Source organism: Streptomyces sp. NPDC017940, from assembly GCF_044328435.1.
Classification (GTDB): domain Bacteria; phylum Actinomycetota; class Actinomycetes; order Streptomycetales; family Streptomycetaceae; genus Streptomyces.
Map to the genome: position 1 here is coordinate 354,611 of NZ_JBIRHJ010000004.1, position 22,665 is coordinate 377,275.

Genomic DNA, 22,665 nt, shown 5'->3' on the forward strand with positions numbered 1-22,665 from the left:
GAGACTCAGCTTTTCCTTCCACAGGCCGGACTCGGGAACCGAACTCGACCGCAACTGACTAAGGCCTACCTAACTACCTTCTCGCCACGCCTGCCACAGTCGCGCGTACCTGCCGCCCAGGGCCACCAGTTCGTCGTGCGTGCCCTGCTCCACGACGCGGCCCGCGTCGAGGACGGCGATGCGGTCGGCCGCCATCGCCTGGGTGAGCCGGTGGGCCACGAACAGCGTGGTCCGGCCCGCGCACGCGGCGAGCACGGCCCGCTCCAGCTCGGCGGCGCCCTCGCTGCCCGCCTCCGCGGTCGACTCGTCGAGCACCACCACGGGCGCCCGCGCGAGCACGAGCCGGGCCAGGGCGACATGGGCCACCTTGGTCACGTCCAGGCGCTCACCGCCCTCGCCGACCTTGGTGTCGAGCCCCTCGGGCAGCGCGTCGACCCAGGTGTCGGCGCCGACCGTGCGCAGCGCCCGCCGCAGCTCCGCGTCGGTGGCCGACGGCGCGGCGAGGCGCAGGTCGTCCTTGAGCGAGCCGGAGAACACATGGGTCTCCTGCGTCAGGATGCTCACCAGCGCCCGGGCCCCGGCCTCGTCGAGTCCGGCGAGGTCGATGTCACCGATGCGCACGGACCCGGCCTCGGGCGTGCCGATGCCGGCGATCAGCGCGGCCAGGGTCGACTTGCCCGCCCCCGTCGCCCCCACCAGGGCGAGCGAACCGCCCGCCGGGATGGTCAGGTCGACGTCCTCGAGCACGGGGTGCTCGGTGTCGGGATAGCGGTAGGTCAGGCCCGTCACCGTCACCGCGTACGGCACGGCGTCGGCGGGCGCGACCGTCGCGTCGCCGACGAGCCGGTCCTCGGAGTCCTCGCTGAGCACCCCGACGAGGCGGGTCAGGCTCGCGCCCGACTTCTGTGCCTCGTCGAAGGTGAACATGATGGCGCCGAGGGGGGTGAAGAGCCGGTGGAACATCAGCGGGGCCGCCGAGACCTCGCCCAGGCTGGCGGCGTCGGCCTCCAGGAGGGCGTACCCCACCACGAGGATCAGGACGAGGCCGATGAACTCGGCGCGGTTCTCCCTGCCGACGAACCGGCCGAAGAACCGGAACACCTCGATGCCGTACTCGCGCACCCGCCACGACTCGCTGGTGACCTTCTCGCGGAAGGAGTCCTCTAGGCGGTACGCGCGGACGGTGTCGATCCCGTTCAGGCCGCTGATCAGCGCCTGGGCGCGGTCGGCCTGGGCGACGCGCTGCTTGCGGTAGAGCGGGGCGGAGCGCGGCAGGTACCAGCGCAGCGCCAGGGCGTAGGCGGGCAGCGCGGCGGCGCCGGCGAGGCCGAGCCGCCAGTCGAGGCCGAACATGCCGACCGTGGCGATGAAGACGAGCACGCCCGCCGAGAAGACGGTGGGGATGGCCATGCGGATGCCCTTGGAGAGCACCGCCACGTCGTCACCGACCCGGGAGAGCACGTCCCCGCGGCCGACCTGCTCGATCCGTGTGCTCGGCATGCCGAGCACCGATCGGACGGCGCCTTCGCGCAGTTGGGCGAGCAGGTCGGCGCCGAGGCGTCCGATCAGATAGGTCGACACTCCCGTGGCCACCGCGCCGAGCAGCGCGGCGGCCGCCATCAGGACGCCGACGGTCATCAGGACCGAGCGGGACTCGCCGTCGACCACCCCGTCGACGACCCGGCCGAGCAGGAGCACCGGCAGGACTTGGAGCGCCGCGCCCGCCACCGTGCTGAGCACGGTGGCGGCCGTCAGCCAGGGCACTTGCCGGCAGTGCGCCGCGACCCACCGGGTGGCCTCGCGCCCGGTCGCCGTGCGCAGGGCCGCCGGGACGGCCCTCGTCTCAGTGATGCTCACACCTAGTCGACCGACTTGACGAGTTCGTCGATGGCGTACGGCAGGGAGAGCAGCGTGCCCTGCGACATGGCCGCGCCGACGGCCGGGCCCTCGCTGTCGAGCAGGTAGGAGACGTTGCCCTTCTTGACGGCCTTCAGGTTGGTGAAGAGCTTGAACTTCTTCAGGGCCTTCTGGTCGGCCGTGTCATTGATGACGAAGAGGTGGTCGACGTCGACGAGGTCGATGCGCTCCGGGGAGAGGACGGTGAAGAACTTGCCGTCCGCGACCTCGTCGATCTTCTTCTGGCCCTTGAACCCGATGCCCGTCACCAGGCGTCCGCGTACGTCGGTGGTGGTGAACGGCGCGACCGAGTCCTTGTACCAGGACAGCGGCACGGCCGTCTGCTTGGCGAACTCGGGGTGGTTCTTCTTCGCCGTGTCCAGCTTGGTCTGGATGCCGTCCACCAGCTTCTTGGCCTTGTCCTCCTGGCCGAGCGCCTTGCCGATGTGCACCGCGTTGTCCTGCCACGGAGCGCTGAACGGCTCCTTCTCGGCCTTGGTGCGGGCCACCGTCGGGGCGATCTTGGTGAGCTTGCCGTAGGCCGCCTTGTCGATCTCGGAGTACACCGCGATGATCAGGTCGGGGCGCAGCGAGGCGATCTTCTCGTAGTTCGGGCCCGTGTCGCCGTTCTCCATGACGACCTCGGGCTCGGTGTCGCCCCACTTGTCCTTCACCCAGGGCCACTGGGTGTTGATGTCGGGGGACTTGCCCTTCGGGTTCGGGTACTGGTCGACCATGCCGACCGGCTTGACGCCGAACGCGAGGATCGCCTGGTCGTCGGTGTAGCCGACGGAGACGACCCGCTTGGGGGCCTTGGTTATCTTCGTGGACCCGAAGGCGTGCTCCACCGAGACGGGGAACGTGCCGGACGCCGCCGCGGCGTTGCCGCTGTCCTTGTCGCCGTCGTCGGAGTCGTCCGAACCGCATCCCGCGAGGAGGCCGACGCCGAGGGCGGCGGCGGAGACCACGGCCGCAAGCCGCCGCCACGGCGTCGTACGCGTCGTTCGTTGGAGGTGCATTCGAGATCCCTTGCTCTCACGTGCTCTCACACCGGCCGGAACGCCCCTTGGAGGTCCCGGTGCGCCCCTGTCGGGGCAGGCAAACTTTACCGTGCAAAAGTGAGGTGAGCCTAGCCTAACTCTCAATTCGCCTGTGGCTGGATCGAGTCGAGCTGTACGTGCGTTCGACCGATCGGGACGATCAGCGGCCGGTCGCCCACCGGATCGTCGATCACCCTGGCCCGCAGGCCGAACGCCTCGTACAGGAGTTCGGCGGTGATCACATCGCGCGGGTGCCCCTGCGCCAGGACCGAACCCTCCGTCATCACGACGAGGTTGTCGCTGTAGCGCGTGGCCAGATTGAGGTCGTGCAGGACCATCACCACCGTGCACCCGGACTCGTGCAGATCGTCCACGAGGTCGAGCACGTCGACCGCGTGCGCCAGGTCCAGATAGGTGGTCGGCTCGTCGAGGAGCAGCAGGTCGGTGCCCTGCGCCAGGGTCATGGAGATCCAGACGCGCTGACGCTGGCCGCCGGACAGCGAGTCGACGGGGCGGTCGGCCAGATCGGCGACCCCGGTCATGGCGAGGGCGCGCTCCACGACGTCGGCGTCGTCCGCGGACCACTGCCGCAGCCAGCTCTGGTGCGGGTGGCGGCCCCTGGCGACCAGGTCGGACACCGTGAGCCCCTCGGGCGCGACCGGCGCCTGCGGCAGCAGGCCGAGCTTCTTCGCCACGTCCTTGGTCCTGAGCTTGACGATGTCCTCGCCGTCCAGGACGACCGTGCCCTTGGTGGGCCTGAGCAGCCGTGTCAGGGTGCGCAACAGGGTCGACTTGCCACAGCCGTTGGGGCCGATGATGGTGGTGATCACCCCGGGCGGTATCGCCACGTCGAGGTCGTCGATGACGGTCCGGCTGCCGTACCCGACGGTGACGCCGTTGGCTGCCAGACGTGCGTCGCCGACGACCCCGGACTCGATCTCGGTGGTGTACTGCGCGGCCACAAGCCCCCCTCGCTTGTTAAGGTTTGCCTCACCTTTGTACCAGTTACCTGACGTTCCCTCGTCCGAGGTTCGCCCGTACCAGCAGATAGACGAGGAAGGGACCGCCGATCGCGGCGGTGACCACGCCCACCGGGAGGCTGTTCGGCAGCACCGTGCGCACGGTGAGATCCGCGCCGATCAGCAGCAGCGCCCCCACCATGCCCGAGGCCACCATCGGGGGCGTGGGGCAGCGCGCGAGGCGCATGGCCACCTGCGGCGCCACCAGGGCCACGAACGGCACCGGGCCCGCCGCGCTCACCGCCATCCCGGCCAGCAGGACCGCGCACAGCAGCAGCACGGCCCGCACCATCTGGTAGCGGACGCCGAGGCCCGCTGCGACCTCGTCGCCGAAGTGCATCGGTTTGAACTGGAACGCGGCGCACGACACGACGACCAGCAGGGCGAGCGTGCCCCAGAGCGCGACCTCGACGTCCTCCCAGGCCCGGTTGTCCAGCGATCCCACCAGCCAGGCCTGGGCCCGCGCCACGTCCCTGATGTCCGCCGAGACGAGCAGCCAGGTCGTGATGGCCTCCATGACGGCGCTCACCGAGATGCCGATGAGGATGAGCCGGAAGCCGTCGACGCCGCGCCGCCACGCCAGGAAGTACACCAGCAGACCGGTGCACAGGCCGCCGGCGAGTGCCGCGGCGGACAGGCCCACGGTGTTGACGACCGCCGTCGCGGCCCCGCCCGACACGCTCACCAGGAACACCGCGACCGCGCTCGCGCCGCCCGTGATGCCGAGAACGTCCGGGCTGGCCAGTGGATTGCGGGCGATGGACTGGGTGATGGCCCCGGAGACACCGAGTGCGACGCCCACGACGAGCCCGGCGAGGGCACGCGGCAGCCGCAGATCCATGATGATGAACTCGTCGACCTGCTCGCCCCGGCCGAAGATCGTGGCGATCACCCGGCCCAGGCCGATCTGGAAGTCCCCCACGGCGATGGACAGACAGAACAGCAGGAAGGTGGCGCCCGTCAGGAGCAGCGTGACGCCGAGGACGTAGGGCCGCCACACGAACGAGAGGCCGCCGAGCCGCACCCCCGGCGCCACCGCCGGCTTCCCGGCGCCTGCGGGGGCGCCGGGCTTGTCACGCACCGCGGCACTTCCGGCCACCCGGACCTTCCCGGACGTCCCGGCACTCCCGGCCGCCACCCCGGTCGTCCCAGCCGCCCCGGCACTCCCAGCAACCCCGGCCTTCCCAGGGTGTCCGGACCTCCCCGGCTCCCCGGGCTCCCCCGCCTGCACGGACTTCACGTCTGTCACCCTCACGCCTTCTTGAACTTTCCGCGCCACACCAGGGCCGCGAAGAACGGTGCGCCGAGGAGGGCGACGACGACGCCCGCGTCCAACTCGCCGGGGCGCACCACCAGGCGGCCCACGATGTCGCAGACCAGCAGGACGACGGCGCCGAGCAGGCCCGCGTACGGCACGAGCCAGCGGTAGTCGGGTCCCGTCAGATGGCGGGCGACGTGGGCGACCATGAGCCCGAGGAACGCGATGGGGCCGCACGCCGCCGTGGCCGCGCCCGCGAGCAGGGTGATGGCGACGATGCCGATGATCCGGCTCCGCGCGATGTTCACGCCGAGCCCGCGGGCCACGTCGTCACCCAGGTTGAGCAGGTTGACGGCGGGCAGCGTGACGGCGGCGAGGACCAGGCCGAGCGCGACGAACCCGGTCACCGGCCAGATGACGTCGAAGCCGGCACCGGCCACCGAGCCGGAGTTCCAGAACCGCAGCGCGTTCAGCGACGCCTGGTCCGAGAGCGCGACCGCCGTGGTCATCGCCGCGAGGAACACCGTGATGCCCTGTCCGGCCAGGGCGAGCGTCAGCGGATTGCCGGTCCCCCGGCCGATGCTCGCGACGCCGAACACGACGACACCGGCGACGGCCGCCCCCAGGAAGGCGAACCACACGTACTGGAACGGATCACTGAGGCCGAACACGGCGATGGCCGTCACGACGGCGAACGAGGCACCGGCGTTCACGCCCAACAGGCCCGTGTCCGCGATCGGGTTGCGCGTGTACCCCTGGATCAGCGCTCCGCCGACCCCCAGGGCGATTCCCGCCACGATCGCGAGCACCGTCCGGGGCACGCGCACGGTCTCCACGATGAGCCGGATCTCGGTGAGCCGCTGATCGGACTCCGGCTCCGCGAACAACCCGTGCCACACCTCGGCGGGACTCAACGCCCGCGCGCCGACGGCCAGGGACACGGCTGCGGCGACCACGAGGATCGCTGCAAGCGCGCTCAAACCCGCCATCCGGCGCCGACGGGCCCCCATGACGGTGGGTGCGGGGCGCTCCCATGCAGTCGTGCTCATGTCGAAGTACGTTATCCCTTTGATCCACCGGGGACGTATAAGTCCTGAGCGTCATGGAGTTTAGGTGAGCCTAAGCTAAAATGACGACAGTGTCGACAGGGCAAAAGGGATGATCACCCCCATCAACTGGGGCATCGTACGCACACGTTGAAAACTAAGGTAAGCCTTGCTTTACTGGCGCCCGTCAATCCCTGCTCTGAGGAGGAACCCCATGCGGGTCGTCATGTTCGGTTATCAGACCTGGGGGCACCGCACCCTTCAGGCCCTCATCGATTCCGAGCACGACGTGGTGCTGGTGGTGACACACCCCAAGAGCGAGCACGCCTACGAGAAGATCTGGAGCGACTCGGTCGCCGATCTCGCCGAGGCGAACGGCATCCCCGTCCTCATACGCAACCGCCCCGACGACGAGGAACTGTTCGAGCGGCTCAAGAACGCCGACCCCGACATCATCGTCGCCAACAACTGGCGTACGTGGATCCCGCCGCGCCTCTTCGACCTCCCCCGCCACGGCACGCTGAACGTCCACGACTCGCTGCTGCCGAAGTACGCGGGCTTCTCCCCGTTGATCTGGGCCCTGATCAACGGCGAGCCCGAAGTGGGCGTCACCGCGCACATGATGAACGACGAGCTCGACGCCGGTGACATCGTGCGCCAGGAGTCCGTGCCGGTCGGCCCGGGGGACACCGCGACCGACCTCTTCCACAAGACCGTCGACCTCATCGCCCCCGTCACCATCGGCGCGCTCGGCCGGATCGCCGCCGGGGACAAGGACTTCACCCCGCAGGACCGGACGCAGGCGAGCTTCTTCCACAAGCGCTCCCTGGAGGACAGCCGCATCGACTGGACGTGGCCCGCGGCGGACCTCGAGCGCCTGGTGCGCGCCCAGTCCGAGCCGTACCCCAGCGCCTACGCCTTCCACCGGGGCAAGCGTCTCGAAGTCCTTGCCGCGGTCGTGTCGGAAGGGAAGTACGGCGGCACTCCCGGCCGTATCTTCTACCGCGAGGGGGAGGGCGTGGTGATCGTCGCCGGCGCCGACGCCCGCACGGGCCGCAACCACGGCCTCGCCCTCACGCGCGTCCGCACCGAGGACGGCCGCGAGCTGGCCGCGAGCGAGTACTTCACCGCCATGGGCGGCTATCTGACCAGCCGCCCCTGACCCGACGGCCGCCCGCCGCCCCGCGCACCGGCACGCACCCGTGCCCGGCCGCGGGGGGCGGCGAGCGGCCCGGATCCACCGCCGTCAGCGCCGACGTACGGCACGTCAGCGTCGGTGCGCGGCGATCAGCAGGCGGGTCGCCTCCGCCGCGTGTGCCGCCGGGGCCGTGCTCCTGGTGATCGCGGCGCTCACCATCGCGCCCTCGGCCAGCAGGAACACCTGCTCGCCGAGGCCCGCGGGCAGACCGGCCCGCGCCACCAGCTGTGCCACGTACTCCTTGAACGCCGCCTTGTGCAGCCGCACTTGGCGGGCGACCGGCTCCGAGGTGGCGCCGAGCTCTCCGTACGAGTTGATCCAGGCGCAGCCGTGGAAGCCGGGTTCCCCGAACCACTCGCCCAGCCGGTCGAAGACGGCGACGATGCGCCGCTCGGGGTCCTCGTGCTGTTCGACGTGCTCGGCGAGGCGCTCGCGCCAGCGCACGTCGCGCCGCTCCAAGTAGGCCTCGACGAGCCGTTCCTTCGCGGGGAAGAGCTGGTAGAGGCGCTTGAGGGACACCCCCGACACCGCCCGGATGTCGTCCATGCCGACGGCCTGGACGCCCCGCCGGTAGAAGAGCTCCTCGGCCGCGTCCAACGCCCGCCCGCCGGCGACTGTGCTGTCCATCGGCCGAAGTCCTCCTCACTGCCCGCAGGGCCACCGTACCCCTCCGCCGCGGACGGCCCGCACGGGTGTTCACGGGGCGGGTACGCGCGACGCGGACGCGCCTGGGCGGGCGCAGAATTTGCCGCGCGGGCAAACGCACTACCGCGGGGAACCAGCGTTCTCTAAGGTGGAGGCCGCGACGGAGAACGCTCGTTCTCCGCCGGGTCCTCTGAGGCCCCTGAGACCCCTGAGGCCCCTGAGTCCCTTGAGTCCCCCTGGGAAGGAACCGTCATGGCAGCACGCCCCCCGTTCCCGCCGTTCGACCAGGAGAGCGCCCTGCGCAAGGTGCAGGCCGCCGAGGACGCGTGGAACACCCGCGACCCCGAGCGCGTCGCGACGGCGTACACAGCCGACTCGGTCTGGCGGAACCGCGACCGGTTCGTCACCGGCCGCGCCGAGATCGTGGAGTTCCTGCGCGAGAAGTGGTCCCGGGAGCAGGACTACGCGTTGCGCAAGGAGCTGTGGGACTTCCACGGCTCCCGGATCGCCGTGCGGTTCCAGTACGAGTGCCGGACCGCGGACGGCCAGTGGTGGCGCAGCTACGGCAACGAGCTGTGGGAGTTCACCGAGGAGGGGCTCATGGCGCGGCGCGAGGCCAGCATCAACGACGTGCCGATCACGGAGGCGGAGCGGCGCGTCTTCGGCCCGCGGCCGGACGGTGAGCGTGGGCAGCCGCTCCCCGTCCGCTGACCGTTTTGACCGTTCGGCAACCGCGCGCTGCCGTCCGCAGCCGGTGGCAGACCGCCCGCAAGCCGCTCGCTAGCCGTCCACGGCGGCCTCGACGGCGTGGAAGGGCCTGGCCCCGGCCAGGGGGGTCACCGACGTGACCGTCAGCTCCGCGCGGCCGCACAGGTCCTCGAACTCCGACCGGGTGCGTTCCCTGCCGCCCACGTTCACCAGCATGTTGAGGTCGCTGAGATAGGTATTTCCCGCGGTCTCGGGGTCGACGACCTCGGGCAGCACGGGTTCGATTATCAGGACCCGGCCGCCGGGCGGCAGCGCGGCCCGGCAGTTGCGCAGGATCGTGACGACACGCTCGTCCGGCCAGTCGTGCACGATGCTCTTCATGAGGTGCAGGTCGGCGCCTTCGGGCACCGAGCGGAAGAAGTCCCCCGCGACCAGGGAGCAGCGGTCCTCCAGCCCGCCTGCGCGCAGTGTGTCCGGGGCCTGGGCCAGGCCCTCCTCGGTGTCGTAGACGACGCCGGTGAGGGCGGGGTACGCCGCGAGCACCCCGCTGAGCAGGGTCGCGTTGCCGCCGCCGACGTCCATGACGGTGCGGAACCGGCTGAAGTCGACCGCGCGCGGCAGGACCGACGCCGTCTGGCGGACGGCCTCGCTCATCGCGCCGTTGAACGCGGCCGAGAGTTCGGGGTTCTCCTTCAGATGGCCGAAGAAGTCCGTGCCGTGGACCTTGTCGAACGCGACATCGCCGCTGCGGACGCTGTCGTCGAGCTGCTCCCAGGGCCGCAGCATCATGGGCTCGGTGAACATCCGCGCGAAGGACACGAGCGACCCCGGCCGGCCGGGGTCCAGGAGGGCCCCCGCGGACGTGACGGCGAAGGTGCCCCTGGCGCGTTCCTCGAGGAGGCCGAGACTGGTCATCGCGCGCAGCAGTCTGGTCATGGGCTGCGGCGCCGCGGCGGCGAGGGCGGCCACGTCGGCGGCGTCCTTCTCCTGGTCACCGATGAGTTCGACCACGCGCAGGCGCACTGCCGCGCGCAGCGTCTGCGCCGCCAGGCTGCCGAAGGCGAGCTGGACGATCCGGCCGATGTCGGCCGCGTCCGCCGGTGCGGCCGCGGCCGCGACCCGATCCTCATTGTGCGTCACGGTGCTTTCCCCTTCGCTGTCTTCGTTTGCGCTGTCTTCGTTCGGTTCACTTGGTTCGTCCGGTGTCGGCGTCCGGGTCGTTCGGATCGTTCGGTTCACTCGGTTCACTCGGTTCGTCCGCCGTCGGTGTCCGGGTCGAGGGAACTCACCGTCCGTGCCAGGGCACTCGGCGTGCCGCCGGTGAAGGCGCGCACGTCGCGGTGCAGATGGGACTGGTCGACGTAGCCGCAGGCCAGCGCGGTCTGCGCGGCGTCCGCGCCCGCGGCGATGCGGCGGGCCGCGCAGTGGAAGCGGACCAGCATGGCCGCGCGCTTGGGGGTGAGGCCGAGTTGCGCGGTGAACCGGGACCAGAGCCGTTTGCGGCTCCAGCCGGTCGCAGCCGCCAGTTCACCGATGCGCACCCGGCCCCGCCGCGCCACGATGTGCGACCAGCACGCCACCACCTCCGCGTCCGCCGCGGGGCCCCGCACGCTCCGCCCCGCCAGAAACGTCTCGATCAGTGCGAACCGCTCCTGCCACGTCCCCGCCCCGGCCAGTTGCTCGCTGAGCCGCCGCCCGTGCCCGCCCCACAGGTCCTCGAGACCGGCCACCGCGGAGTGCAGGTCCACCGGCGCGGCGTCCAGGACCGAGTAGGCGGCCACGGGTGACAGGCGCAGCTCGACGCAGGCGAACGACGCCCCCCTCACGCGCGTCGGACCGGGGACGGGACCGGCCGCCAGACTGCTCACGGCACGCCGGTCCACGCCCCACGCACGCCCCCGGTCCCGCTCCACGCTCAACGGCGGCCCCTCGATGCCGAGTACGACCGTCAGGAAGGGCTGCGGGAACACCTGCATGTCCAGGCCCCCGGACTCCGGACAGCGGTACCCGGCCATGCGGACGCCGGCCACCGCCGGTGCGCCCGTGTGCCGCGCGGGTCGCACGATGGACCAGCCTTCTCCCGCTCCGTCGCTGTGCATGCCCCCACCGTGCCCCGACCCGGCGGCACCCGTCTTGGAAGAATGTTCTCCACGGAGCCGTGGTTCCGTACGCGGTGCGCGTCACGGCGCACACGGCACGGCTCACCCGGCACGCGGCGTGACGATCATGTGGATGTCGTCGGCGGCCCAGAGCACGAAGCGTTCGATCGGTGTCACCTCGTGTCCGGGAGCGTGCCGGAACCGGAAGCGCTTGAGGAGCACGGCCAGCATCAGCTCGGCCTCGACCATCGCCAGGGCCGCGCCCTCGCAGCTGCGCGGGCCGAGACCGAAGGGGATGTGGGCGAGCCGCGGCCGCCCGGCGCTCTTCTCCGGGGTGAACCTGTCGGGGTCGAACCGCTCCGGCTCCGGCCAGTACGCGGGGTTCATGTGGACGGCCCAGAACGGATAGAAGACCGTCGCGCCCGCCGGGATCTCGTAGTCGCCGACGGTGAGCGCCTCGGTCGTCTCACGGGCGCCGTAGGGGCCCGGCGGGTACAGCCGCATCGACTCCTTGAGCGCCCTCTCGAGCCGGGTCAGCCGTTTGAGGTCGGCGTGGTCGGGTGTCGCGCGGTCGCCGAGCACCTCGTCGAGTTCCTCGACGACTCGCGCCGCCGCTCCGGGGTGCGACGCCAGCAGATGCAGGGCCCAGGAGACGGCCACACCGGTGGTGTGGTGGGCGGCGAGGAGGGTCACCATGACGGTGTCCCGGATGCGTGCGGGCCGTTCACCGGCCTCCACGAGGGCGCCGATCAGATCGCTCCGGTCCGTGCGGCCACCGGCGCGGTGCGTTTCGACGACCCCGTCGACCGTCTTCCGCAAGTAGTCCAGGGCGGCCTCCGCGCGCCGGGCGCGCTCCTCCTGCGTGCCGGGGACCGGCACCTCGTACAGCCGCCCCAGGTACTCGGTGAGGACCTCCTCGAACGCGGCCGTCACGCGGTCGGGATCGGCGGCCTCGCCGTCCAGGGCGTACTCGCAGATCATCCGCAGCGTCAGCGCGGTGAGGTCCTTCTGGAGCGCCACGGGTCCTGCCGCCGCCTGCGCGGCCCAGCGGTCCGCGAGTGCGGAGGTGAGCGCGGCGAACCGTGCGAAGTGCCGTTCGTGCGAGGGGCGTCCGGCGAAGACCGACAACAGCACCCGGCGCCACGGCGTGTGCTCGTCGGCGTCGAGCACCTGGAGGTTCTCCGCCTCGCACAGCGGGGCGAGGAACTCGAAGAGCCGCGTCGGCCGCTTGTCGATGTGGGCCGTGGCCTCAAGGAGCACGGGGTCGGCGATCGACACGGCCGTCTCGGCGCCGGGGAGTTGGAACCGTACGACCGGGCCGTACTCGGCGTGCAGGCGCAGCTGGTAGGTGTGCAGGCCGCCCGCTTCCGCGACGGCGCCCACCCCGCCGTCCGCACGCGGCTCGGGCCCGGGGATCCGCATGACCACACCTCCTGACGGACGGCCGCCGCGCACCGGCGGTCACGTACCGGACCGATGACGACGATCTCGACAACGATGACGATCCCCGTAGCACCGGCGGTAGGGGGAATTCCGGCCACGTCCCCGTCAGTCCGTGGCGCGCGCCTTTCGATAGCGGACGATGAGCGCCGTGAGCTGCGGGTTGAACCCTTCGGCGGCTTCGAGGGCGGCGTCCGGCAGTGGGTCGTCCGCGTCGTACCCGAGGGCCGGGTGTCCGGCGACGTGGCCGCACAGGGCGTCCAGATGGTCGAGGAGGGCCGCGTCACGGGCCTGCTCCGGGGTGAGGGAGCACAGCCACGCATAGCGCGCGGCCGGGGCGTCGGGGCGGGGCGGCAGCGCCCGGCGCAGGCTCTCGGCGCGGGCGGACAGGGTGTTCCACACCGGCAGGCGCAAGGCTGCGACCAGGTCGCCGGGTGCGGTGTGCGAGGCGGTGGTCATGTCTCCACCGTCGCAGGGGGCACTGACATCGGCCCGGCGCCGGGGCGGTGATTCGCCGGGGTCAGCCGTCCGGGCCCACCCGTTGCGGCAGGTGGGCCAGGCGAGCGGGCCCACCCCTTGCGGCAGGTGGGCCAGGCGCGGTGGCCGCTCCGGTCGCGGGGCGCGGCGACCTGGGCAGGGACAGGGCAGGGCAGGGCAGGGCGGTCGCAGGGTGTCGCGGCCGTCCGGCGCGCTATCCACCCCCGCGAGAAGCCAGCGCCCGCAGCAGGGCGGAGCGTCCCCGGGCGGGCACGGTCCACAGGGTCTGGCCACGCACCCCCCACCGTTCCAGGAGGGCGTTCGAGGCCAGGAATCCGCTGGTCGCCGCGCGCTCCATCAGGGCGACCGGAAGGTCCGTGCGCACCAGGTCCCCGGCCACCATCACGTCCTGGTGCGGGGTGCGGACCGTGGGGCGGTCCTCGTACGAGCCGACGGTGAACAGGGGGCAGTCCGCGCGCCACTCGTGCCGCTGGTCGACGATCCGGGCCTCCCCCGTCTCCGGGTAGACCCGGTGCAGCTGCGCCAGCAGGTCCTTCTGCTCCCGGATCCGGTCGGCGGCGGGGTCGACCGCGTAGGCGTGCAGCTCGACCACCGACCCCCCGGTGCGCCCTGCCCAGCGGGCGGCCTCGCCCTCCCACCGGTCGAGGACGCTGACGTTGTCGAGGCCGCCGTAGCCGCTGGTCCCGAGGAAGCCGGGGCGGTCGGCGGCGACGGGGCGGTCGAGCCACAGCCGGGTGACGAGGAACGGCGGGGCGTCGCGCAGCCGGGCCACGCGGCGGCGCCACGGGGGGTCGCCGAGCCCGGCCGAGGCGCCGACGAGCCGGCGCAGGCCGCCCGTGTCCAGGGCGAGGACCACGGCGTCGTAATGGCGTGTGGGCCCGTCGCCGCAGGTCACGTCCAGGCCGCCGTCGCCGTGCGGGGTGACGGCGTCGACGCTGTGACCGGTGCGCAGATCGACGCCGAGCCCGGTGAGGTAGCGCGCCAGGGGGTCCCAGAGGGCGGCGGGGAACGGCTCGGCGGGCACGTCGAAGAGCAGGCCCTCGCTGGAACCGAGGAAGTAGATGTGGAACATCAGCGCCAGTTCGGCGGCGGAGAGCTCCCGCGGGTCGGCGAAGAAGCTGCGGGAGAACACCTCGAAGGCCAGGTGCCGTGCCGCGGCGGGGAAGCCGATGCCCTCCAGGTAGTCCCAGGCGCTGGTGCCGTCCAGGTCGTGGTGGACCTCGGGCACCCGCACGTCGAGGAGGGGCAGCGCCGCCTTCGGGTTCATCGCGGCCATGTCGCGCAGCCCGAAGGAGGGGCTCAGGGCGGCGAAGCCCAGGGCGCTCCAGGGCGGGGTGCGCGGCACCCGGGCGAAGCTGTCGTACAGCCCTTCGCTGTGCCGCAGCGGATAGTCCGGCAGGGCCCGCAGCATCGTGAGGCCGGGGTCGGCGCGGCGCAGCAGTCCCCGCAGGTTGTAGTACTGCCGGAAGAAGGCGTGGAAGCCTCGGCTCATGGTGGCGTGGCTGCCGTCGGCGAGCGTCACGGGCCAGCCGGCGAGCCGTCCCCCGAATTGGGCCTCCCGCTCGTGGACGGTGACCCGCACCCCCCGCTCGGCGAGCCCGGTGGCGGCTGCCAGGCCCGCGATCCCCCCGCCCACGACGGCGACGTGCGGGGCGTCCGCGCCGATCAGACGGCTGCCGGGCGCGGGCAGGAGGATCTCAGCCCGGCGGTCCCGCCCCCGCCGGGGCGCGCCCGGACCCGGTCGCCGCCGCGCACCCGGCCACCCGGCGGGCGTCACCGCTGCACCCGCTGTCCGGGAGCCGCCGCAGGTGTCGCGCGCCGGGGGGTGAGCGGCAGTTCGGCGAGGGTGCGCAGCATCGGGCCGACGGGGGTGCGCAGGCCGATGGCGATGTCCTCGCACACCCGGGTGTCCGCGTCGAGGAAGCGCAGCAGGCGCTCGGCGGGGACGTGCCGGAACAGATCCGTGAAGAAGTCGGCGCCGCGCACCCGGCCGGTGTCGAGGGCGCGCAGCAGGACCGCGTCCATCAGCCGGGCACGCGGCGGGTACACGGCGGGCGGCACCGGTGTCGCGCCCTCGGCCAGGGCGGCGGCGACGGCGCGGGTCTGGCGCTGGATGCCCGCGAACGTGTAGCCGGTCGAGGGGCGGGTGGCTCCCGCCGCCGTGCCGATGCGGAACACACTGGCGCCGTCGCGGCACCGGAAGCGGCCGTCCGTCATGGGGATGGCGCCCTGTTCGGTCCGCGTCACCTCGTAGGACCGCAGCCCGAGGACCTCCTCGGTGTACTGGCGCAGGGCCCGGTCGTACTCCTCGCCGGAGAGCGCCTGGCCGGAGAACTCCGTGTACTCCACGAGGGCCGTGCGCCGGCTGAGCGGCAGCACGTAGCCGAACGACAGGCCCGTGGGCGGCTGCGGGGTGCGGAAGTCCATCAGGTCGGCCACCGAGGTGTCGAAGCACGGCTGCTCGGTGCGCACGAACCAGCCGCGGAAGTGCTGGAGCAGCGCGGTCCGCGCGGGTCCGGGGCGGCGGGGCCGCGAGTCGAACGCCCAGCGGGCGTGCACCCGTATCGGGGCGCCCCCGGCCGTGACGGCCCGTACCTCGGCGCCGTCCTCGCTGTCCCGCACCTGGGTGACCTGTGCCTCCAGGCGGCGTACGTGCGGAGCCGTGTCCAGGAGGCTGTCGACGTACGACGTGAAGGTGGTGGAGCTGAGCATCTTGTACCGGAACGGCACGGGGCGGCCGACGAACGCGCCGCCCGTGCGCCCGCGGACCCTGAGCTGCTGCCACGAGGAAGTCAGGAGTGCGTCGAAGGGGCCGCCGGGGCGCTCCCAGAAGCACCAGGTGCGCTCGGCGGGGCGCAGGGGGCCCGGGGGCGCGTCGATCAGGGTGACCGTCAGGGACGCGGCACGTCCCACCGGTGAACCGGAACGCAGCCAGTGGGCCAGGGACAGGCCCGCCGCACCCGCGCCCACGATCGCCACGTCCGTGTCGTGCCCGCATGTGCGCACATCAGCTCCCGGCTCCCAGGTGTCGCGGTGATGACAGAGATCGTTGTTGGGTTTCCGTGCGGGTTTCCGTGGAACCCAGGAGTTATTCCTCACTGTCGCCCCGTTCGGATGCAGCGACCTGATCGGGTGCGTCCTTCTGCATCAATTCGCCGCTTCCTGCATCCGTGGCGGGCCCTGGACCGGAACCACTACCGCACGACCCGACAGCACGAACGTCTTGGGAGGACGCGCGATGCGCCGCACCGAACTCAAGGAGCACCCCTCTCCCGGTGCGCCCGCGCACGGCCGGCGCGTCGGCGACGGCGGTCACGACGGCGACGGGTTCCGTTCCGCGGAAGCCGTCGACGCGGACGTCGTGGGCGCCGTCGAGGAGACACTGGGCGCGGTGCTGCGCGGGCGTGCCGCCGAGGCCGCCGCCGTCGATCCGCTGTTCGCCGAGGACATCGCCCGGCGGGTGGTGGGCTTCACCCTCGAAGGAGGCAAGCGCATTCGCCCGCAGTTCCTGTGGTGGGGGATGCGGGCGGCGGGCGGGCACACGCGTGCCACGGCGCGGGCCGCGCTGCGCGTGGCCGCCGCGGTGGAGCTGATCCAGACGTGCGCGCTGATCCACGACGACGTGATGGACGCGTCGCCGCTGCGCAGGGGCGGGCCCTCCGTGCACGCCGACCTGGAGGACCAGTATCCGGACCCGCCCGCCGGACGGCCGGCCCCCGCCTTCGGCACGTCCGCCGCCGTGCTCGCCGGTGACCTGGCCCTCGCCTGGGCCGACGACGTGCTCGCGGAGACCGTCCCCGCCGCACCGCACCGGCACCGGATCCAGGAGATCTGGCGGGCGATGCGCACCGAGATGGTGGCGGGCCAGTATCTGGACCTGCACAGCCAGGCCAACGGCAGCCGCTCCGTCGCGCGGGCGGTGCGCATCGCCTGCCTGAAGAGCGCGCTGTACACCGTGGAGCGGCCGCTCGCCCTCGGCGCGGCGCTCGCCGGGGCCGACCCCGGCACCGCGGAGGCGCTCTGCGCCGCGGGGCGCAGCGCGGGCATCGCCTTCCAGCTGCGGGACGACCTCGTGGGGGTCTTCGGGGATCCGCGGGCCAGCGGCAAGCCCTGCGGTGAGGACATCAGGGACGGCAAGCTCACCTACCTCCTCGCCGTGGCGACGGCCCGCGCCGAAGCGCGCGGGGACCGCTCCACGCTCGCGCTCCTGCGCCGCGCCCTCGGCGACCCGGAACTGTCGCCCGAGCTGCTCGACCGGGTGCGTGCGGCGCTCGTCGACACGGGGGCCCGCGCCGCCGTGGAGTCCAGGATCGAGCGGCTCGTGTCCCAGGGCACCCGACGCCTCGCCCGTGCGCAGGCGCCCCCGCACGTGGCCGACCGGCTGGCCCGGCTCTTCGCCACGGCGGCCGGAGCGGGCGCGCCGGGCCCCGTGGATCCGGCAGGTCCTGCGGGTCCGGCGGGTCCTGTGGGCCGAGCGGGCCCGGCGTCCCGCCCGGCGGTGGCCCCCGTGCGGGACCGGGCCGCGACGGTCCTCGGGCGGGGAGGCACCCCGTGACGCGGCAGCCGCGCACCCTGAGCGGTCCGACCGACCACGTCGTGGTGGTCGGCGCCGGTCTCGCCGGTCTCTCCGCGACGCTGCACCTCCTCGGCGCGGGCCGCCGGGTGACCGTCGTCGAACGGCACGGGCAGCCCGGCGGCCGGGCGGGGCTGCGGGAACTCGGCGGCTACCGCGTCGACACCGGGCCGACCGTCCTGACCATGCCGGACCTCGTGGAGGAGGCGTTCGCGGCCGTCGGCGACCGGCTCACCGACCGGCTCGAACTCCTCCCCCTGCACCCGGCCTACCGGGCGCGGTTCGCCGACGGCACCTCCCTGGACGTGCACACCGACGCCATAGCGATGGAGACCGAGGTGGAGCGCTTCGCGGGCGCCCGCGAAGCGGTGGGGTACCGGCACCTGCGGGCCTGGCTCACAAAGCTGTACGCCGTCCAGATGCGGCGCTTCATCGACACGAACTTCGACTCGCCGTTCGCCCTGTTCTCCACCGACCTGGCGCGCCTCGCGGCCCTCGGCGGCTTCGGCCGCCTCGATCACCGCATCGGCCGCTTCCTGTCCGACGAACGGCTGCGGCGGGTCTTCTCCTTCCAGTCGCTGTATGCGGGTGTCCCGCCGGAGCGCGCGCTCGCCGCGTACGCCGTGATCGCGTACATGGACACCGTCGCCGGTGTGTACTTCCCCCGCGGCGGCATGCACGCGCTCCCCCGCGCCCTGGCCGACGCGGCGGCCGACGCGGGCGCCGAGTTCCACTACGACAGCCCCGTCACCCGGCTGGAGCGCACCGGCGAACGCGTCACCGCGGTCGTCACCGAGCACGCCCGCATCCCGTGCGACGCCGTCGTCCTCACCCCCGACCTGCCGGTCGCCTACCGGCTGCTCGGCCGGGAGCCGCGCCGCCCGCTGCGGCTGCGGCACTCCCCGTCGGCGGTCGTCCTGCACGCGGGAACCGACCGCTCCTGGCCCGGACTCGCCCACCACAACCTGTCCTTCGGCGGTGCCTGGAAGCAGACGTTCCGGGAGCTGACCCGCACCGGCAGCCTGATGAGCGACCCGTCGCTGCTCATCACCCACCCCACCGTGACCGACCCCGCGCTCGCACCGCCGGGGCACCACCTCCTCTACGTCCTCGCGCCCTGCCCCAACACCGACATCGGCCCGGGCACCCAGGACTGGCGGGCCCTCGCGCCCCGCTACCGCGACGAGCTGCTCGGCGTGCTCGACCGCCGCGGACTGCCCGACGTGGCCGCGGCCATCGAGCAGGAGTGCCTGGTCACACCGGTGGACTGGACCGCGGACGGCCATGCAGCGGGCACCCCCTTCGCCGTCGCCCACACCTTCGCCCAGACCGGTCCCTTCCGGCCACGCAACCTCGTACGCGGAACCGTGAACGCCGTGCTCGCCGGCTGCGGCACCACGCCGGGCGTCGGCGTGCCGACCGTGCTGATCTCCGGGAAGCTGGCGGCGGCACGCGTCACAGGACCACGGCCGGGCGGGACGCACGGCGGCGCGCGGACGGCCACGCGCACGGAAGGCGGCCGCCCGTGACCGACGCGCACGAGAGCCGGCCCGCACCGATGGACCCGTACGAGAAGGGCGGCATTCTGTGACGGACCGTGAGCTGAGGGCGGCGGGCATCACGGACGCCCGCCTGCGCGCCGACTACACCCGCTGCCGACGGCTCAACGCCCAGCACGGCAAGACGTACTTCCTGGCCACGCGGCTGCTGCCCATCGAGAGGCGGCCCGCCGTGCACGCCCTGTACGGCTTCGCCCGGTGGGCCGACGAGATCGTGGACGACCTCGGTGCCGAGGCGCCGCCCGCGGAGCGCGCCGCCGCCCTCACGGCGCTGCACGCGGACCTGTCGACGGGGCTGCGGCACGGGAGCAGCGACCACGCGGTGGTCCGTGCCGTCGCCGACACCGCCCGCTGGTACGCCATCGCGCCCGCGCACTTCGAGGACTTCATGGCGTCGATGCGCAGCGACCTCGTCGTCACGGACTACCCGACCTACGACGACCTGTACGCCTACATGCGGGGTTCGGCTGCGGCCATCGGGTTGCAGATGCTGCCGGTCCTCGGCACGGTGGTGCCGCGCGAACAGGCGGAGCCGTACGCCGCGTCCCTCGGCGTCGCCTTCCAGCTGACCAACTTCCTGCGGGACGTGGGCGAGGACCTCGACCGCGGCCGCGTCTATCTGCCCGCCGACCTGCTCGCCGCGCACGGCGCGGACCGCTCGCTCCTGGAGTGGTGCCGGGCCACCGGGCGCACGGACCGGCGGGTCACCGAGGCGCTGCGGGAGACGGAGCGGCTCACCCGCCGGGTCTACGCGCGCGCCGCACCCGGCATCGCCCTGCTCGACCCGGTGTCACGCCCGTGCGTGCGGACCGCCTTCGTGCTGTACGGCGGCATCCTGGACGCCGTCGCCGCCGACGGCTACGCGGTGCTGCACCGCAGGGCGGCCGTGCCGCGGCGGCGCCGGGCCGCGGTCGCGCTGCGCGGTCTCGCGGCGGCGCTCGCCGCGCGTGCCGCGGCCGGACTGCCGGTGGGGGCGAGGGCGTCGGGGGGCGTACGACACGCCGACGCGCGTACGGCGGGACGGGCACCGGGCGTCGGCACGCACGCGGTGGGCCCCCCGGCGGGCGATACGGCACGGAGGACCGCGTGAAGCGCGACAGGGCCGCGCGGCGCGGGTTTTCTCCGCTGCGGCTTCGCCGCCGCGCCGTCGCCTGGGAGCAGCAGCGCCCCACCTGGCGCGAGGCGCGCCCCGCCCTCATCGCAAGCGCGCTCGGGCGGGCGCTGAGCAGGCCGTCGGGCAACTGGTACGTGCTCGGTGCCTCCCGGGAGCTGGGGGCCGATCGGCCGCTCGGGCGTACGGTCGCGGGGGTGGAGGTCGTGCTGTGGCGCGGGCCCGACGGGCGGCTCCGCGCGGGCTCCGGCGCCTGCCCGCATCTCGGCGCGCCCCTCAAGGACAGTCCGGTGCGGTGCGGCACGCTCGTCTGCCACTGGCACGGCCTCGCCCTGGACGGCGGGGAGTTCCCCGGCTGGGACGTGTATCCCTGCCATGACGACGGCGTCCTGCTGTGGGTACGCCTCGACCGCGTCGGCGGCGAACCGCCGACGGATCGTCCCGTCGTACCGGTCAGGCCGCCGTTGGCGTCGGCGGTGCACGCCGTCTACACCGGGGTCGGCCGGTGCGCTCCGGAGGATGTGATAGCCAACCGGCTCGACCCGTGGCACGGCGCCTGGTTCCACCCGTACTCCTTCGTCGACCTCACGGTGGCCCGCGCCCCGCAGCCGGACACCGACGCCGCCGGGGACGAGGACGCGTTCGTCGTGGACGTCTCGTTCAAGCTCGCGAGCCGCATGGTGGTGCCGGTGCGCGCGGTCTTCACGGCGCCCGAGCCCCGTACGGTCGTCATGCACATCACGGAGGGCGAGGGGACGGGTTCCGTCGTCGAGTCCCATGCGACGCCGCTCACGCCGGACGGTGCGGGACGCCCGCGCACCGCCGTGGTGGAGGCGGTCGTCGCCGTCTCGGAGCGTCCCGGTTTCGCGGTCGCGCGCGCGACCGCGCCCCTGCTCCGTCCGCTGTTACGGGCCGCGGCGGGGCGCTTGTGGCGCGACGACCTCGCGTACGCGGAGCGGCGCTGGGCGCTGCGCAGCAGCGGCCGTTTCCCGGGCTGAGGAGCCCCCCACGCATCGGGCGTGTCCCCCGGCTCACCCCCGTACCTCCACCTCACCCGTACCTCCCCCCGCCGAGTCCCCCTCCGCCCGCCGAGTCCCCTCCCCCCGCGTGTTTCGTACCTATCCGCTCCAGGAGTAGCGCCATGAACGTCTCGGTCGTGCTGTTCACGTCCGACCTGCGGGTGCACGACCATCCGCCGCTGCGTGCGGCGCTGGACGAGGCCACCGCTGTCGTCCCGCTGTTCGTGCGGGACGACCGCATCGAATCTGCGGGGTTCGCCACGCCCAACCGGTCGGCCTTCCTCGCCGACTGCCTGACGGCCCTCGACGAGGCGCTGCGCGACCGGGGCGGACGCCTCGTCGTCCGCTCCGGCGACGTCGTCGACGAGGTCTGCGCGGTGGTCGAGGCGACGGGCGCGGGTTCCGTGCACATGTCGGGCGGGGTCAGCGCCTACGCGCAGAGCAGGGAGGAGCGGCTGCGGTCCGCCCTCGCCGGGCGGGACCGCGTCCTGCACGTCCACGACTGCGTGGTCACCGCGGTCGCGCCCGGCACCGTGACACCGGCGGGCAACGACCACTTCGCCGTCTTCACGCCGTACTTCAGGCGCTGGGCACAGCAGGGCAAGCGGAAACCGCTCACCGCGCCGCGTGCCGTCCGCGTCCCCGACGGCGTCGACTCCGGCCCCGTGCCGTCCCGCGCCGACGTACGGGAGGTGTCGCCGGGCATTCCCGCGGGCGGCGAGGCGCGGGCGCGGTCCCTGCTGGCGGCGTGGCTGCGGTCGGGGATCGCCGACTACGCCGAAGGACACGACGACCTGCCGGGTGACCGCACCTCGCGCCTGTCCCCGTATCTGCACTTCGGCGCCCTCTCCCCCGTCGAGGCCGCCCACCGTGCCGGGGAGAAGGACAGCCCGGGAGCGGCGGCGTTCGTACGGCAGCTGTGCTGGCGGGACTTCCACCACCAGGTCCTCGCGGCCCGCCCCGCGGCGGCCCACGCGGACTACCGCGGCCGGGACGACCGCTGGCGCGGCGAGGACGAGGCCGCCCAAGACATCGCCGCCTGGAAGGAGGGCCGCACCGGCTTCCCCGTGATCGACGCGGCGATGCGCCAACTCGCCCACGAGGGCTGGATGCACAACCGCGCGCGCCTCCTGGTCGCCAGCTTCCTCACCAAGACGCTGTACGTGGACTGGCGGGTCGGCGCCCGGCACTTCCTGCGCCACCTGGTGGACGGCGACATCGCCAACAACCAGCTCAACTGGCAGTGGGTGGCGGGCACGGGCAACGACACCCGGCCCAACCGCGTGCTCAACCCGGTGCTCCAGGGCCTGCGCCACGACCCGGACGGCACCTACGTACGCCGCTGGGTCCCCGAGCTGAAGGGCCTGCGGGGCGCCGCGGCGCATGAGCCGTGGAAGCTCTCCGGCCAGGAGCGCGCGGCGTACGACTACCCCGAGCCGCTCCTCGATCTGTCCGCGGGCCTGGCCCGGTTCCAGCAGGCCAGGGGCCGTACCTGACCCGGCCAGCTGGCCCCGGCGCCCCGGCGATCGAGGTCCCGGAAGCGGGACCGCACCGCG

The 22,665-nt window shown here is 73.1% G+C and carries 19 protein-coding genes; 7 read left to right on the top strand and 12 right to left on the bottom strand.

Features of this window, described 5'->3' with window-relative positions; translation table 11 throughout:
• Positions 1–69: 69 nt before the first annotated feature.
• The 5 genes from ACH4DX_RS15950 to ACH4DX_RS15970 all read right to left on the bottom strand — a co-directional run bounded on the left by ACH4DX_RS15950 (position 70) and on the right by ACH4DX_RS15970 (position 6,262).
• On the bottom strand, positions 70–1,857 hold the full coding sequence (locus tag ACH4DX_RS15950) for an ABC transporter ATP-binding protein (protein ID WP_398155503.1): 1,788 nt from the start codon (positions 1,855–1,857) through the stop codon (positions 70–72).
• A 2-nt stretch (positions 1,858–1,859) separates the two neighbouring features.
• Positions 1,860–2,915 (bottom strand): iron-siderophore ABC transporter substrate-binding protein, encoded by a 1,056-nt coding sequence (locus ACH4DX_RS15955; RefSeq protein WP_398155504.1) that lies wholly within the window; start codon positions 2,913–2,915, stop codon positions 1,860–1,862.
• A 122-nt stretch (positions 2,916–3,037) separates the two neighbouring features.
• Positions 3,038–3,898, bottom strand: coding sequence for an ABC transporter ATP-binding protein (locus ACH4DX_RS15960; RefSeq protein WP_398118863.1), 861 nt, complete (start codon positions 3,896–3,898; stop codon positions 3,038–3,040).
• 43 nt (positions 3,899–3,941) lie between these two features.
• Positions 3,942–5,036, bottom strand: coding sequence for a FecCD family ABC transporter permease (locus ACH4DX_RS15965; protein ID WP_398155505.1), 1,095 nt, complete (start codon positions 5,034–5,036; stop codon positions 3,942–3,944).
• Between the two features lie 170 nt (positions 5,037–5,206).
• Positions 5,207–6,262 carry a FecCD family ABC transporter permease gene (locus ACH4DX_RS15970; protein ID WP_398155506.1) on the bottom strand — a complete coding sequence of 352 codons (1,056 nt, stop codon included), beginning with the start codon at positions 6,260–6,262 and terminating at the stop codon, positions 5,207–5,209.
• Positions 6,263–6,473: 211 nt separating this feature from the next.
• Between ACH4DX_RS15970 and ACH4DX_RS15975 the strand changes: the two genes are divergently transcribed.
• On the top strand, positions 6,474–7,421 hold the full coding sequence (locus ACH4DX_RS15975) for a methionyl-tRNA formyltransferase (RefSeq protein WP_398118859.1): 948 nt from the start codon (positions 6,474–6,476) through the stop codon (positions 7,419–7,421).
• 105 nt (positions 7,422–7,526) lie between these two features.
• Here the strand turns inward: ACH4DX_RS15975 and ACH4DX_RS15980 are convergent, their stop codons facing one another.
• Complete coding sequence (locus ACH4DX_RS15980) at positions 7,527–8,084, bottom strand: TetR/AcrR family transcriptional regulator (protein ID WP_398155507.1); 558 nt, start codon at positions 8,082–8,084, stop codon at positions 7,527–7,529.
• A gap of 270 nt (positions 8,085–8,354) precedes the next feature.
• Here ACH4DX_RS15980 and ACH4DX_RS15985 point away from each other — a divergent pair, with 270 nt between their 5' ends.
• Positions 8,355–8,813, top strand: coding sequence for a nuclear transport factor 2 family protein (locus ACH4DX_RS15985; protein WP_398118855.1), 459 nt, complete (start codon positions 8,355–8,357; stop codon positions 8,811–8,813).
• Between the two features lie 69 nt (positions 8,814–8,882).
• Here ACH4DX_RS15985 and ACH4DX_RS15990 read toward each other — a convergent pair whose 3' ends face one another.
• The 6 genes from ACH4DX_RS15990 to ACH4DX_RS16015 all read right to left on the bottom strand — a co-directional run bounded on the left by ACH4DX_RS15990 (position 8,883) and on the right by ACH4DX_RS16015 (position 15,853).
• Positions 8,883–9,950 carry a methyltransferase gene (locus tag ACH4DX_RS15990; RefSeq protein ID WP_398155508.1) on the bottom strand — a complete coding sequence of 356 codons (1,068 nt, stop codon included), beginning with the start codon at positions 9,948–9,950 and terminating at the stop codon, positions 8,883–8,885.
• Between the two features lie 104 nt (positions 9,951–10,054).
• Complete coding sequence (locus ACH4DX_RS15995) at positions 10,055–10,909, bottom strand: helix-turn-helix domain-containing protein (RefSeq protein ID WP_398155509.1); 855 nt, start codon at positions 10,907–10,909, stop codon at positions 10,055–10,057.
• A gap of 102 nt (positions 10,910–11,011) precedes the next feature.
• Positions 11,012–12,331 carry a cytochrome P450 gene (locus tag ACH4DX_RS16000; RefSeq protein WP_398155510.1) on the bottom strand — a complete coding sequence of 440 codons (1,320 nt, stop codon included), beginning with the start codon at positions 12,329–12,331 and terminating at the stop codon, positions 11,012–11,014.
• Positions 12,332–12,457: 126 nt separating this feature from the next.
• On the bottom strand, positions 12,458–12,808 hold the full coding sequence (locus tag ACH4DX_RS16005) for a hypothetical protein (protein ID WP_398155511.1): 351 nt from the start codon (positions 12,806–12,808) through the stop codon (positions 12,458–12,460).
• 232 nt (positions 12,809–13,040) lie between these two features.
• Positions 13,041–14,624 (bottom strand): FAD-dependent oxidoreductase, encoded by a 1,584-nt coding sequence (locus tag ACH4DX_RS16010; RefSeq protein ID WP_398155512.1) that lies wholly within the window; start codon positions 14,622–14,624, stop codon positions 13,041–13,043.
• Positions 14,621–15,853 carry a lycopene cyclase family protein gene (locus ACH4DX_RS16015; protein WP_398118844.1) on the bottom strand — a complete coding sequence of 411 codons (1,233 nt, stop codon included), beginning with the start codon at positions 15,851–15,853 and terminating at the stop codon, positions 14,621–14,623. Before ACH4DX_RS16015 ends, ACH4DX_RS16010 begins: the two co-directional genes overlap by 4 nt.
• Before the next feature lie 232 nt (positions 15,854–16,085).
• Between ACH4DX_RS16015 and ACH4DX_RS16020 the strand changes: the two genes are divergently transcribed.
• The 5 genes from ACH4DX_RS16020 to ACH4DX_RS16040 all read left to right on the top strand — a co-directional run bounded on the left by ACH4DX_RS16020 (position 16,086) and on the right by ACH4DX_RS16040 (position 22,605).
• Positions 16,086–17,402 (top strand): polyprenyl synthetase family protein, encoded by a 1,317-nt coding sequence (locus tag ACH4DX_RS16020; RefSeq protein ID WP_398155513.1) that lies wholly within the window; start codon positions 16,086–16,088, stop codon positions 17,400–17,402.
• Positions 17,399–18,949, top strand: coding sequence for a phytoene desaturase family protein (gene crtI / locus ACH4DX_RS16025; RefSeq protein ID WP_398155514.1), 1,551 nt, complete (start codon positions 17,399–17,401; stop codon positions 18,947–18,949). Before ACH4DX_RS16020 ends, crtI begins: the two co-directional genes overlap by 4 nt.
• A gap of 58 nt (positions 18,950–19,007) precedes the next feature.
• On the top strand, positions 19,008–20,069 hold the full coding sequence (locus tag ACH4DX_RS16030) for a phytoene/squalene synthase family protein (RefSeq protein ID WP_398155515.1): 1,062 nt from the start codon (positions 19,008–19,010) through the stop codon (positions 20,067–20,069).
• Positions 20,066–21,088 carry a DUF5914 domain-containing protein gene (locus tag ACH4DX_RS16035; RefSeq protein WP_398155516.1) on the top strand — a complete coding sequence of 341 codons (1,023 nt, stop codon included), beginning with the start codon at positions 20,066–20,068 and terminating at the stop codon, positions 21,086–21,088. Before ACH4DX_RS16030 ends, ACH4DX_RS16035 begins: the two co-directional genes overlap by 4 nt.
• A gap of 143 nt (positions 21,089–21,231) precedes the next feature.
• Positions 21,232–22,605, top strand: a complete 1,374-nt coding sequence (locus ACH4DX_RS16040) for a cryptochrome/photolyase family protein (protein ID WP_398155517.1) — start codon at positions 21,232–21,234, stop codon at positions 22,603–22,605.
• Positions 22,606–22,665 lie beyond the last annotated feature (60 nt).